The organism is Hymenobacter algoricola (assembly GCF_039539525.1).
Lineage (GTDB): Bacteria > Bacteroidota > Bacteroidia > Cytophagales > Hymenobacteraceae > Hymenobacter > Hymenobacter algoricola.
Window position 1 is genome coordinate 38,290 of the sequence record NZ_BAABDH010000021.1, and the last position, 13,383, is coordinate 51,672.

General features: G+C 65.4%; 11 protein-coding genes. 9 read left to right on the top strand and 2 right to left on the bottom strand.

Annotated elements, in window-relative coordinates; all coding sequences use genetic code 11:
- The first annotated feature begins 97 nt into the window (after positions 1 to 97).
- From ABD842_RS06790 to ABD842_RS06820, 7 genes are all read left to right on the top strand, one after another.
- Positions 98 to 2,470 (top strand): TonB-dependent receptor, encoded by a 2,373-nt coding sequence (locus ABD842_RS06790; RefSeq protein ID WP_345111850.1) that lies wholly within the window; start codon positions 98 to 100, stop codon positions 2,468 to 2,470.
- Positions 2,471 to 2,504: 34 nt separating this feature from the next.
- Positions 2,505 to 3,098 carry a hypothetical protein gene (locus ABD842_RS06795; RefSeq protein ID WP_345111852.1) on the top strand — a complete coding sequence of 198 codons (594 nt, stop codon included), beginning with the start codon at positions 2,505 to 2,507 and terminating at the stop codon, positions 3,096 to 3,098.
- 195 nt (positions 3,099 to 3,293) lie between these two features.
- On the top strand, positions 3,294 to 4,226 hold the full coding sequence (locus ABD842_RS06800) for an NAD(P)/FAD-dependent oxidoreductase (protein WP_345111855.1): 933 nt from the start codon (positions 3,294 to 3,296) through the stop codon (positions 4,224 to 4,226).
- 177 nt (positions 4,227 to 4,403) lie between these two features.
- A complete protein-coding gene (locus ABD842_RS06805) occupies positions 4,404 to 4,925 on the top strand; it encodes a c-type cytochrome (protein WP_345111858.1) in 522 nt (173 codons plus the stop codon).
- 90 nt (positions 4,926 to 5,015) lie between these two features.
- Positions 5,016 to 5,273, top strand: coding sequence for a hypothetical protein (locus ABD842_RS06810; RefSeq protein WP_345111860.1), 258 nt, complete (start codon positions 5,016 to 5,018; stop codon positions 5,271 to 5,273).
- Positions 5,274 to 5,275: 2 nt separating this feature from the next.
- On the top strand, positions 5,276 to 6,469 hold the full coding sequence (locus ABD842_RS06815; RefSeq protein WP_345111863.1) for an ABC transporter permease: 1,194 nt from the start codon (positions 5,276 to 5,278) through the stop codon (positions 6,467 to 6,469).
- A gap of 88 nt (positions 6,470 to 6,557) precedes the next feature.
- Entirely contained in the window at positions 6,558 to 7,817 is a 1,260-nt protein-coding gene (locus ABD842_RS06820; protein ID WP_345111866.1) for a PP2C family protein-serine/threonine phosphatase, read from the top strand.
- A 124-nt stretch (positions 7,818 to 7,941) separates the two neighbouring features.
- On the opposite strand, the gene ABD842_RS06825 is transcribed toward ABD842_RS06820, so the two are convergent.
- Positions 7,942 to 9,420, bottom strand: coding sequence for an O-antigen ligase family protein (locus tag ABD842_RS06825; RefSeq protein WP_345111869.1), 1,479 nt, complete (start codon positions 9,418 to 9,420; stop codon positions 7,942 to 7,944).
- Between the two features lie 2 nt (positions 9,421 to 9,422).
- Positions 9,423 to 10,499 (bottom strand): GumC domain-containing protein, encoded by a 1,077-nt coding sequence (locus ABD842_RS06830; RefSeq protein ID WP_345111870.1) that lies wholly within the window; start codon positions 10,497 to 10,499, stop codon positions 9,423 to 9,425.
- A 274-nt stretch (positions 10,500 to 10,773) separates the two neighbouring features.
- Here ABD842_RS06830 and ABD842_RS06835 point away from each other — a divergent pair, with 274 nt between their 5' ends.
- The gene (locus tag ABD842_RS06835) at positions 10,774 to 12,162 is read left to right on the top strand and encodes an oligosaccharide flippase family protein (RefSeq protein WP_345111873.1); all 1,389 of its coding nucleotides are present in this window, start codon (positions 10,774 to 10,776) and stop codon (positions 12,160 to 12,162) included.
- A gap of 51 nt (positions 12,163 to 12,213) precedes the next feature.
- Entirely contained in the window at positions 12,214 to 13,347 is a 1,134-nt protein-coding gene (locus tag ABD842_RS06840) for a glycosyltransferase family 4 protein (protein WP_345111875.1), read from the top strand.
- Positions 13,348 to 13,383 lie beyond the last annotated feature (36 nt).

Consider the following 13,383-nt stretch of genomic DNA (forward strand, 5'->3'; position numbering starts at 1 on the left):
GAAGTGCCACTTCGCCCCGCGGCCCCTTTTCTTTTTCATGCGTGTACATCCCTCGCTTTCCCTTTGGGGAAGAGGCGGTTGGCGCGTGGCTTTGGGCTTGGCCGGTCTGCTGCAGGGCGCACCGGCAAGCGCCCAGACGGGTACCGTTGCTCCCGCCCCCCCGGCTCCGGCCGGGCTGGCTGCGGCGTGCAACTTAGCCCTGGCCGGCCGGGTCGCCGACCACGAAACCGGGCAGCTGCTGCCCGGTGCCACCGCCCGCCTGCTCGAAACCCACGACGTCAGCGCCGCCGATACGTTCGGCAATTACCACTTCCACGTTTGTCCTGGTCTTTACCACCTCGAAATCAGCTTCGTGGGCTACCGCCCCGAAACGGTGGAGGTGCGCGTGGGCAGCGCCACCGTGCGCAACTTCCGCCTGCACCCCGACGCCGTGCTGCTGCAGGGCGCGCTGGTGCGCGGGCAACGGGTGGAAGCTCCGGTCCCGCAGGTCACGGCCGCGCTGAGCGGGGCCGCCCTGCAGGCGACGCGGGGCCAGGCCCTGGGGGAAGCACTGCTGAAAGTGAGCGGGGTGTCGGCCATTCAGACGGGTCCGAGCGTGTTCAAGCCCATGATTCACGGGCTGCACTCCAACCGCGTGGCCCTGTTCAACAACGGGGTGCGGCAGGAGGGCCAGCAGTGGGGGCAGGAGCACGGCCCGGAAATCGACCCCTTCGTGGCCGCCCGCCTCACGGTGGTCAAGGGGGCGGCGGCCGTGCGCTACGGTGCCGATGCCATCGGCGGGGTGGTGCTCACCGAGCCGGCGGCCCTGCCCGACTCGGCCGGTCTGAGCGGCGAGGCCCATCTGGTCGGGGCCAGCAACAACGGCCTGGGCGCGGCCTCGCTCACGCTGCAGGGCGGCGCCAAGCGGGTGCCGGGCCTGGCTGGTCGGGTGGTGGGCACGGTACGGCGCGCCGGGCTGGCTGCCACGCCCGACTACCGGATTGCCAACTCGGGCCTCGCCGAATACAGCTACGCCGGCACGCTGGGCTACCAACGTACGCGGTGGGGGACGGAAGTGTTCTTCAGCCAGTACAACGCCCGGCTGGGGTTGTACCCGCTGCCCGAAAACGCCCGCGCCGCCCAGCAGAACACGCCCCGCGTGGCCCAGGACTTCACCTACGCTATCGACCGGGGCTACCAGGACCTGCGCCATTCCCTGCTCAAGCTCAGCAGCACCTACCGGCTGGGCGGCTGGGGCGGGCGGCTGGGGCTGACCGTGGCTCAGCAGTGGGACGAGCGGGGCGAGTACGACAAGTTCCGCCCCCGCAACGACCAGACGGCCGCCAAAAACCTGCCCGAGCTGGACTACCGCAACGAAACCGGCACCGCCGAGCTGCGCTGGGAGCCGCGGCCCCGGGGCAGTTTCAGCGGCGAGCTGGGGGTCAGCGGCACCTACCAGAACAACACCTACCGCCCGGGCTCGCGCTTCTTTATGCCCTACTACACCAACCAGGTGCTGGGGCTGTACGGGCTCGGGCGCTGGCGGCCCACCACGCGCTGGCTGCTCGAAGCCGGCCTGCGCGGCGACTGGCGCCTGCTCAACACCCGACGGCCCACCCGGCCGGCGGGGGTGTTCACGGTGGTCGAAGAGGACTTTGCCTACCGTACGCCGGCCGCTTCGCTGGGCGCGGTGTGGGACGCCTCGCCCCACGTAACCCTGCGGGCCGACGCCAGCCTGAACCAGCGGGCCCCGGCGGCCAACGAGCGGGCCAGCCAGGGCGTACATGGCGGCCTGTACGAGGAGGGCTACGACATCTCCCGGGCACCCGGAGCGCCGGCCCTCACCCCCGAAACGGCGCAGGGCGTGAACCTTACCGCCACCTGGCACGACAACCCGCGCTTCAACGGGGAAATAACCGTGTATCAGACTGCCTTTGAGGGCTACATCTACCAGACGCCCATCCCGGAGGTGCTCAGCGTGCGGGGCCTGTTTCCCTCGTTTCGCTACCAGCAGACCGATACCCGGTTTCGGGGCGCCGACCTGCTGGCCACCTTCCGCCTGCGGCCCGTGCTCACGCTGGGGTTGAAGGCTGCTACGGTGCGGGAGCGGGACGTGACGAAGAACGACTACCTGATTCTGGCTCCTGCCGACCGGGCCGAAACCTGGCTGCGCTACGAGCAGCCGGCCACCCGCACGCCACTCCGGCTGGGGGGCTTCTATGCCCAGGCCGGGGTGCAGGCCGTGGCCCGGCAAACCCGCACGCCCCGCCCCGAAAACGGGCAGGACTACCAGGCCCCACCGGCCGGCTACGCCCTGCTCAATGCCGAAGCCGGCCTGGTGCTGGGACCGGCCACGCGCCACCCGCTGAGCCTGGGCGTGAGTGGCACCAACCTGCTCAACACCCGCTACCGCGACTACCTCAACCGCTACCGCTACTACCTCGACGAGCTGGGCCGCAACGTCACAGTCCGACTCAAACTCACCTTTTAATTTTTCACAACTCTCTTTTTACTCCTCCAACCCCATGAAAATCACCACGTCAACCCCCAACCGTTTCCAGCTGTCGGCCAAGCCCCTGGTGGCGCTGCTGCTGGCCCTGCCACTAGCCTTTTCGGCCTGCAAAAACGACGACGACGAGCCCGAGCCCGAAGAGGACAACGAGCTGATTACGACCGTTACGTACGCGCTGACGCCCGCCGGCGGCAGCACCGCCCCGGCCGCTACCATCACCTGGGAAGATCTGGACGGCGCCGGCGGCGCGGCCCCGGTCATCACCGGCGGCCCGCTGGCGCTGCGCGCCAATACCACCTACACCGGCACCATCACCCTGCTCGACAAGACCAAAAACCCGGTGGCCAACATTACGGAGGAAGTAGCCACGGAAAAAGAAGACCACCTGTTCTTCTACGACCCCACGCCCGCGGGCCTGCTGACCGTGACCCGCACCGACCGCGACGCCAACAACCGCGAAGTGGGCCTGGTCACGCGCCTGCTAACCACGACGGCGGCCACGGGCTCCTTGAAAATCACGTTGCGCCACCAGCCGGGCGTGAAGGACGGTACTGCCGGCCCGGGCGACGTGGATGTGGAAGCTACGGTCCCGGTAGCGGTGCAATAGGGCGCCGGCGCAACGGCCGTCGACTCCGCTTTCCGGAAAAAGCCGCCGCCTGGTTGTCGGTTGGTGAGAACCGACAGCCAGGCGTAAGGGCAGTGGGTGCCTGCAAGCCGCCCACTGCCCCGGCTTGACTCCGGGCTTCCGGAGCTGGAGCTGCCTTTTTTCCTGGTTTCTATCCTGGTTTTTTTTCGCTCGGTTATGCCTAAAATTCCGCTACCTGCTCATAGCGCCTACGAAATGATTGTTGTAGGAGCCAGCAACGCTGGTCTGAGCGCGGCCTTGGTTCTGGGCCGGGCCCGCCGCCGCGTACTGGTGCTCGACGATGGCGGCCTGCCCGCAACCGCCGCCTTGCACCCCCACGGCTTTTTTGCCCGCGATGGGTCCGACCCCCGACGAGCGCTGGGCCTCGGACGGGAGCAGCTGCTGCCTTACCCGGTAGAGTTCAGCGCGCACGAAGCCCGACAAGCAAAGCTAACCCCTGCCGGCATCGTACTGACTCTGGGCAGCGGCACCGTGGTGACGACTCCCTCGTTGCTGCTGGCTACCGGCATGTCCGACGAGCTGCCCGCTATTCCGGGCGTGGCCGCATTGTGGGGCCGGGGCGTGTACCACTGCCCGTATTGCCACGGCTGGGAGAATCGCTACAATCAGGTTGCCGTGTACGGTGGTGGGCGCGCGGGGTACCAGCAGGCCGTGCTGCTGCACCACTGGTGTCCGCGGCTAACGCTCAACACCGACGGGCCCGCCGATCTGACCCCCGAGCAGCGGGCCCATCTGAGGGCGTTGGCCATTGTAGTCGAAGAAGCACCCGTGTCGGCGCTGGATGGCTCCGCCAAATGCCTGCGGGCCCTTGAGCTGCAGGATGGGCGCCGCCAGCCAGTGGACGCGGTATTTCTGCGTCCTAACCAGCGGCAGCGTAGTACTCTGGCCGCCCAGCTGGGCTGTGCCTTCACTCCCGAAGGCGGGTACGTGCAGGTAAGTGAGACGGGCCTGACCGGCATCCCCGGCGTGTATGCCGTGGGCGACATGACCGGGCCTTTTCAGCAAGCTATTCTGGCCGCGGCCAGCGGCACCCGGGCCGCGGCCGCCCTCAACGATGCGCTTATCCTGCGCCGTAGCGCGGCCGCCTAGCCCAGCGCTCAGCGCCTGCGAAGGGAAAGCTCTGTACTGCCCGGCAATAAGGCGGCGCGGGGGCTACGGGCGGAAAGGTTGAAAGACGGGTAAATAGCGCCAAAACACCTTGTTTTCCGGCTTTTTCGGGGCGTACTTATCTGGTGAAACAATGGTGTTCACTTAGCCCCGAAGAAGATGCGCAAAGTTGAGTTTGCCTGGCTGCTGCCCGTGTGTGTGGTGTTGATAATCTGCGCTATCGGTGCCGTGTTGCTTGCTGCTGTCAACCGCCTGCAGGAGCCGGCCCCGGCTGAGTTGGCCGCAGCCAGCGGGCTATCCGCTGATTCAACCTTAGCGGCCCAGCTGGCTCCCGCCGATACGGTTCCTGTCGATTCCAAAGCCGTAGCCGCCGGCGACGCCCTGTTTAAAAGCAACTGCGCCCAGTGCCATGCGGCCAACGACGTGGTGGTGGGGCCGGCGCTGGCGGGCATCTCGGAGCGCCGCCCGCTTTCCTGGATTATTCCCTGGGTAAAGAACTTCGGCAAAATGGTAGCCCGCGGCGACGAGTACGCGGTGAAGATTTTCAACCAGTACCAGAAGCAGCAGATGCCCAGCTTCCAGCTCTCGGAAGCCGAAATCAAGGATATAGGGGCTTATATCGAAACCCAGCGGGCTATGGCGCGGGCGCCCCGCAGTCAATATGCAGCGCTGCTGCCCTAACCAGCGCCTGCCGCTGCGGCGATGCACGTTTGATTTCCCTTTCCGGCGCGGTAACGCTACATTTGCTGACCTCACCTGCCCTTCGTTTCCGTGACCAACTCCGAATTCGACATTCTCGACGAGCTGTACTTCGTTACTTCCTTCCGCGACCTGGCTCAGAAAACCAGCCTGCCGGTGCCCGCGCTGGAAAACGGCCTGCGCACCCTGCTGGAGCAGGACTACGTGAAGTGCTTCTATCCCGACCCGGATACGGAGCTGGCCTATGAGGTGACTTCCTTCGGCGCCATCGGGCGCGACTGCTACTACCTGGCCACCAAGGCCGGGCTGCTGGCGCACAACTCCCGCTAGCGGTGGCCGCCGCCTCCGTTCCTGCTGCTCCCGTCGTTCGGGCGGTACCCGTGGCGCGGGCGCCGGGCTACTACGTGCGGCAGCGCCTGCTCCAAAACCGGCCCGCCATGCTCGGACTGGGCTTTATCGGGCTGTGCGTACTCATTGCCCTGGCCGGCTACTGGGTGCTGCCCGACAACTCCCCCGACGCCAACAACGGCCTGGTGCAGCTGCAGAAGGAGCCGCCCGGCTTCACGGCCACCATCCTGCGCCTACCGCGGCCCGACTCGGCCCGCACGGCCGACGACAACATGCTGCGCACCTGGCAGCGCGGCCGGGAGCCCCGGTTTCGCGACTCGCCCATCGGCAGCTACCGCTTCGTGGGCGACTCAGTCCGGATTGAGCCTTACCAAAACCACAGCGCCCTGGCCGAGCTGCCCCAAACCCTGGCCTTGGCCGCGGTGGCGGGCCACGCCGGCCCGGCGGCCGCGCTGCGCCAAGAAGTGGAGCAGGAGCATATTATCCGGCGCATCTACTGGCTGGGTACCGACAAAGCCGGCCGCGACGAGCTGAGCCGCCTGCTGCTGGGTACGCGCATCTCGCTGGGCATCGGGCTGGTGGCGGTGCTGATTTCCCTGGCCCTGGGCATGCTGGTGGGCGCGCTGGCCGGCTACCTCGGCGGCTGGGTCGACAGCCTGCTGCTGGGGCTGATGACGGTGGTGTGGAGCATTCCGGGCATCATGCTGGTCATTGCCATTTCCCTGGCCCTCGACAGCAAGGGCGTCTGGACTTCGTTTGTGGCCGTGGGCCTCACCATGTGGGTCGATGTGGCCCGGGTGGTGCGCGGGCAGATGCTGGGCCTGCGCGAGAAAACCTTCGTGGAAGCCGGCCGGGTGCTGGGCCTGCCCCAGAGCCGCCTGATCATCCGCCACCTGCTGCCCAACATGACCGGCCCGCTTATCGTCATTGCAACCTCTAACTTCGCGGCGGCCATTCTGCTCGAAGCGGGCCTGAGCTTTCTGGGCCTGGGCGTGCAGCCGCCGGCTCCTTCCTGGGGGCTGATGGTGAATGAGGGCTTCCAGCTGCTGGGCACCCGGGCCGGTCTGTGGCTGACGCTGCTGCCCGGCTTGGCTATCAGTGTGCTGGTGCTTAGCTTTAACCTGCTGGGCAACGGCCTGCGCGATGCCTACGACCCCAAGACGCCGCTTGGCGGCTGACTGGTTTTTGGTTGGCAGTTCTTGGTTTTTGGCCCAGGCCCGATTCCAATAACCGACAACCAAAAACTGCTAACCAAAAACCACCAAAATGCCCGATACCAACCTGCTCCAACCCAACGCGGATGCCCTGACGCTGCGCAAGCAGCTGCTGCTCAAAAAGCAGGAGCTGAGCGCCCTGCTGGAAATCACGCAGGCCATCAACCAGGATACCACCGAGGAAGCGCTGTACAAGATCTTCCAGTTTACCCTGCTCGGGCAGCTCAACATCCGCCGCATCGTGGTGTACCTGAAGGAAGAGCGGCAGTGGCAGTGCGTGGTGTCGTTTGGCTTCCAGCTGGCCGATTTCAAAAAGATTGAGCTGCCGGAAGACATTATCGACCACTGCACCTCCGTGCCCTGTCCCGTCGGTAGCTACGCGCTGGGTGCGGAGTGGCAGCAGCTGGAAACCATCATTCCGGTGGTGCAGAAAGATGCCGTGCTGGCCTACGTCATGATTGGCAACGTGCAGCCCGACTACGCCAACGAGGAAGCCACCAGCTTTCTGCAGACGCTGAGCAACATCCTGATCGGGGCCATTGAAAACCGCCGGCTCAACCGCCAGCGCGTGGCCGCGGCCGCCATCCGCAAGGAGATTGAAATTGCCCAGGAAGTGCAGAACATGCTCTTTCCCAGCAAGCTGCCCAACGATGCCGCCGTGGCCGTGCACGCCAGCTACGTGCCCCACACCGCCATTGGCGGCGACTACTACGACGTGGTAACTATCGACAAGGACAAGTTCATGTTCTGCGTGGCCGACGTGTCGGGCAAGGGCGTGCCGGCCTCGCTGCTGATGTCGAACTTCCAGGCCGGGCTGCGCACGCTGCTGCGCCAGCACGTGGATCTGGCCACCATCGTGCACGAGCTCAACCACCTGCTGTTCCGCAACTCGGGGGGCGAGAAGTTCATCACCGTGTTCTTCGGCATCTACGACCGCAGCACCCGCCACCTGCAATACGTGAATGCCGGCCACAACGACCCCATCCTGCTGCCCGATACCGGCCCGATCCAATACCTGAAAGACGGCACCGTGATGCTGGGCATTATGGAGGAGCTGCCGATGCTGAACGTGGGCGAAACCCAGATTCCGCCCCACTCGCTGCTGCTCAACTACACCGACGGCCTCACCGAAGTCTTCAATGCCGCCGGCGAGGAGTACGGCGAGGAAGGCCTGATCAGCCTGATGCGCCGCAACCGCTACCTGCCCCTGAAGGGCCTGCACGCGGAAATGCTGCGCGAAATCGAGGCCTTCAACGTCAACGACACCCAGTTCTCCGACGACATCACCATCCTGAGCTGCCGGTTTAAGTAGGGAATTAGTAAGTAAGAAGCAGTAATGAGGAATTGGCAAGGCCGACGCTTCTCCGCAAGGGGAGAGGCGTCGGCCTTGGTGCGTTTGGCAGAAGGTGCAGGAGCCCCTGTAGTAGCCTGAATTCTTACTTGCTAACTACAAATTCCGTATCCCCTTCCTCCACAATCCAGCTTTCGGCCCGCATCAGAATGGCCAGGGCGATGTAGAAGAAGGAGCCGACTTTGTCGACTTCGACCAGCTCGTTGAGCAGCAGGTGGAAGGTGATGACCACCAGTGACAGGCCCGCCGCCAGCACCACGCGCCGGTGCTGGGCCGAGCGGCTGCGGTGGTACAGGCGCTCTACCTGAAGCAGGGCCGCCCCGATCAGGACGGCGAACAGCAGAAAGCCCGGGAAGCCCTGCTCGGCCAGCTGCAGCAGAAAGTAGTTGTGGGTGGTCGACTTCTCACGGTTGTCGCTCACGTAGGTGCGGAAGCTCTTGACGGTGTAGCGCCGGTACTCGGGGTAGAACGTGCTCGGGCCGCTGCCGGTAACGGGCTTTTCGCTGACCATGCGCGCCGCTGCCACCCAGCGGTACACCCGCTCCATGCCCGACACGTCCTCCATCTTGTAGGTGGCCTCCAGGTGCTTCTCGAAGTTGTGCTTGTTGAAGACGGTCTTCTCGAAGTCCGGGGCGTAGAGCATGTAGTTGTTCTGACTCATAAAGTAGAACGCCCCGCTCGTGGCCGCCAGGGCCGCGACGGCCAGTACCACCCGCGTCAGGCGCAGGCGCAGCACCAGATAAAACAGACCCGCAATGGGCAGCGACAGAATGGAAGCCCGGGTGTAGGAGAGCAGCACGCCGAACAGCAGAATGCCCAGCGCCCCCCGCCACAGGGTGCGCCGAAGGCCCGGCTCGGCGTCGCGGGCGGCGTAAAAGGCGTAGGGCACCAGCAGCGCCGCCACCACGGCGTAGATGACGTGGTTGATGTAGAAGGGCTGAATGGCCCAGTTGATGGAATCGAAGGAAAAGCCCTTGGTGCCGTGCCGCGCCGCCGTGTAGAGCACCGTGATGACGGCGCTGCTCACGTAAAACGCCGCCACCCGCCACACGTCGGCGGGCCGGCGCACGATGGTGAGCGTGACGAACACGAAGGGTACGATGTACCAGGTTTTGGCCAGCAGGTACTTTACCGACTTCACCGTATTCACCGAAAACACCGTGGACACCACCGACCACAGCAGCGCCAGAGCCATAATGATGACCAGCGGATGGGCCCAGAACCGGGCCGGCACGTGGGTTTTGCCCAGCACCACGCTCACCGCGAAGCAACCCAGCAGCACCAGCATCAGCGGCTCGGAGGGCACGTCCATGCTCAAGCCGCCGGGCAGCCCGATTTCGCGGGAGAAGGCCAGGGCAAACAGCAGCCCGTAGTACACCCAGCGCCAGTCTACGAGCAGCACGCCCACGCCCAGCACGGCCAGGGGCAGCGCCAGCAGCAAGGGGCTCTGGCTCAGGCCCGCCGTGGCCCCGATCAGCAGCAGCCCGGCAATGAAGACCACGAACAGCCGCTGGGCGGTGTCGCGCGGCCACAGGCGCTCCAGCAAAGTCGGCGTGGTTTCCATGGTTATTCGCGGGCCCGGCCCAGGCTCAGGTTGCCGCGGTAGAGCTCGAGCAGGGTGATGAAGATAACCGAGAGCACCAGCGTAATCAGCACCGACGACAATACAATCAGCCAGCGCACGGGGGCCGTTTTCTTGGTGGCGGGGAAGGCTTTCTGCACCACGTAAATCGAGGAGATCTTGCCGCTGATGGCCAGCTTGGCGGTTTCGTAGGCGTTGCGGGCCCCGATCAGGCGGCCCTGCAAGTCGTTGAAGCGGGCGTAGAGCGTGGTCATCAGGTCGGTGCCGGCCACGTAGTTTTCCAGGTTCAGCAGGTTGCCGCCGTCGGCCTGGGTGAGGCCCTTCAGGGCGCGGCGCAGGCCGGCAGCCCGGCGGGAGTCGCCTTCGCCCTCGGCCCGGCGCAGGTCGGTTTCGGTCTGGATGATTTCCTGAGCCAGGTAGCGCGACTCCCGGTCCATGCCGTAGATACCGTAGCGGCGGCGGCCCCGCACCAGGCTGTCGCGGGTGGCGGCGTACTGCTGCTCGAGGTAGGTTTTCCGTTCGCCGTAGAGCTCAATCACCTTGCCGCGGTTTTCGAAGGTGAGCTGCTGATTGATGGAGTCAATAACCTGGGTGAGGGTATTGGCGATTTTGGCAGCCAACACCTTATCCCGATCCTTGAAGGTCAGCTCAATGGCGTCGCGGTCGTTGTGCACGACCGCCAGGTTGCTGTTGAACTCGTCGAGGGCAGTCTGGTCGGCTAGGTCGTTGCCGGGCTTGCCGGCCTTGTAGTGCTGGTGGAGCTGGAAGCGCTTAATCATCAACTCGGCCACCGTCTGCGACTCGCCAATGGTGATGATGCGGTCCAGGTCTTCGGCCCGTCCGCCAAGTTCCAGCTTGCCGCCCTCGGTGAAAATGCGGTCGGGGTCGGTGGTGTTGGGGTTAGTAGGGTAGAAGACGGCGGTGGACTTGTAGATGTTGGGCAGCAGCAGGGCCACGACAATGCTGACAACCAGGGCCAGACCGACGGCCGTCAGAACCAGAAATTTCCACCGATTGATAACGGGCCAGAGGCCAAGCAGCGAATAGGAGCGGGAAGACATGCAGGGTAAGAATGGGCAACGGGCGCGGCCGGGACCGGTTTTCGGCAAGCAGCGTGGGGCAAAGCTAGTCGATTTTCCCCGCATTGAATAGCCCCGAAACGCAGGGGCGGCATTTGGGGACGCGCGCTGAACTAAGCGCGGAAAGTGGCCGACCCTGCGCGGTGGAGCGCACCAGGGCGGATAAAAATGGCGCCGGGCCGGCGGTTTTTCCATAATTTCGCCGCCCACCCATCGTCTCGCGGCTATCAAAAAGTTTTTCGGAAATATCAGCTTCGTGGTGCTGCTCAACCTGCTGGTGAAGCCGGGCTGGGTGGTGGTCGAGAGCCTGGTGCAGGACCGCCTGGGCCACGCGGCCTTCGGCACGTTTACGGCCCTGTACGCGCTGACGCTGATTTTTGCCTCCGTTTCCGACCTCGGCCTCACCCAGCTGACCACCAAGCGCGTGGCGGCCAGCACCGGGTTTATGCCCGAGTACTTTCCCACCATTCTGCCCCTGAAGGGCGGGCTGTCGGCCCTGTTTCTGGGGCTGATTGTGCTGGTCGGCTACGGCATCGGCTACCGGGGCCACACCCTGACCTTGCTGGCCCTCACCGGCACGGGGCTGCTGCTGACGCAGTACACGAGCTTTCTGCGCGGCACGCTCCAGGCCCACCAGCGCTTCAACACCGACGCCCTGCTCTCGGTGCTGGAAAAGGCGCTGCTGCTGGGGCTGGTGCTGGCCCTGCTTACCGTGGGCCTCACGCTCGACAACTACGTCGTAGCCCGCTCGGCCGCCACGCTGTTTACCTTCGTGGTGCTCTACGGCCTCATTACCCGGCTCTACGGCTTCGTGCGCTACCGCCTGCGCTGGGACCAGGCCCGCTCGGTGCTGCGCGCCAGCCTGCCCTTCGCCATGATTACGCTGCTCTACGGCCTGAATGAGCGGATCGACATGGTGATGCTGGAGCGCCTGGCCACGCCCGCCGAAGCCGGCTACTACGCCGGCGCCTACCGCTGGGTCGACGCCATTATGATGTATATGTGGACGGTGCTGCCGCTGTTCTTCGCCAAGTTTGCCCACGCCACCGACCGGCCCCAGGAGCAACAGGAGCTGCTCTGGTTCGGGCAGCGCATCGTCACCATCCCGCTGCTGTTCGTGTGCGCCTTCGTGCTGTTTCGCGGGGAGGTGCTGTTCTGGCAGTTCACCCACAGCTCCCCGGCCGAGCTGGGCCACATGACCACGGCGCTGAAGATCCTGTTTGTCAACGTGCTGGTCCACGCTTTCTTCGCCATCTACAGCACGCTGCTCACCAGCACCAGCCAGGAAAAGGCCGTGAGCTGGCTGGTCGCGCTGAGCATCGGGCTGAACGTGGGCCTGAACGTGCTGCTACTGCCGCGCTACGGAGCCGTGGCGGCGGCGCTGAATACGCTGCTGTGCGCCGTGTTCGTGTCCGTCGGCTACCTCGTGCTGGTGCAGCGGCGGGCCGGCGTGCAGGTGCCCTGGGCGCTGCTGGCCCGGCTGGGGCTGGCCTTCGGGATGCTGTGCGCCACGTTCTGGGGCCTGCGCCTGCTGCTGAACCACTGGCTGCTGGAGGCCGTGGGCGGCGGGCTGGTGTTCGTGGGCATCCTGTTTGCCAGCGGCATCGTCCGGCTCAGCGAGCTAAAAGCCCTGCGTCCCCGGTAACGCCGCGCCGCCTGTTACTTTCGCCTTTCCGTACTTTCCTTTTCCTTCCTCTTGCAGATAGCCGTCAACGTCCGTTTCCTGCTGCCCGGCGACAAGCTCGAAGGCATCGGGCGCTTTACCTACGAAACGCTCAGCCGCCTCGTGCGCCGGCACCCGGAGCACACGTTCCACTTCCTCTTCGACCGCGCCCACGACCCGCGCTACCTGTTTGCGCCCAACGTGGTGCCCCACGTGCTGTATCCGTCGGCCCGGCACCCGCTGCTGTTCGTGGCCTGGTTTGAGGGCGCCGTAGCGGCCTGGCTGGCCCGCCACCGCCCGGCCGTGTTTCTGAGTCCCGACGGCTTCACCACCCTGGCTACCCGCGTGCCCCGCGTGACGGTGCTGCACGATCTGGCCTTCGAGCACTTTCCCCAGGATGTCGACTGGCTGGTGCGCCGCTACTACCAGTATTTCTCCCCCCGCTTCGCCCGGGCTTCCCGGGTGCTGGTGGCCGTGTCGGAAGCCACCCGGCAGGATATCGTGGCTACCTATAAGATTCCCGCCGCCAAAATCCGGGTGGTGTACAATGCCGCCGACGAGCATTTCCGGCCCCTGCCCGCCGCCACCCAGCAGGACGTGCGCGACCGGTTCAGCGCGGGCAAGCCCTACTTTCTGTTCGTGGGCGCCCTGCAGCCGCGCAAAAACCTGGTGAACCTGCTCCGGGCGTTTGACGCGTTTAAGTCCCGCACCGGCTCCCCGGCCAAGCTGCTCATCGTGGGGCGCACGGCCTGGAAAGCCGGCCCCATGTTCGACGTGTACCAGCAGATGCAGCACCGCACCGCCGTGCACCTCACCGGCCGCGTCACCGACGAGGAGCTGGTGCAGCTCTACGCCGCGGCCCTGGCCACGGCCTACGTGCCGTATTTCGAGGGCTTCGGCATTCCGATTATCGAGGCCCAGGCCTGCGGCTGCCCCGTCATCACCTCCGACTGCAGCTGCCTGCCCGAAGTAGCCGGCGACGCGGCCCTGCTGGTTGATCCGTTCAGCGTTGAGTCCATCGCCCGGGGCCTGGAAACCATGCACGCCGACGCGGAGCTGCGCGGGCAGCTGGTGGAGCGCGGCTACCGCAATACCGCGCGATTTTCCTGGGAGCAGAGTGCCGACGCGCTGTGGCAGGCGGTGCTGGCGGCCGTGAGTAAGCAGTAAATAAGCAGTAGAAATGAGTAATTCCTGGTCGCCGCT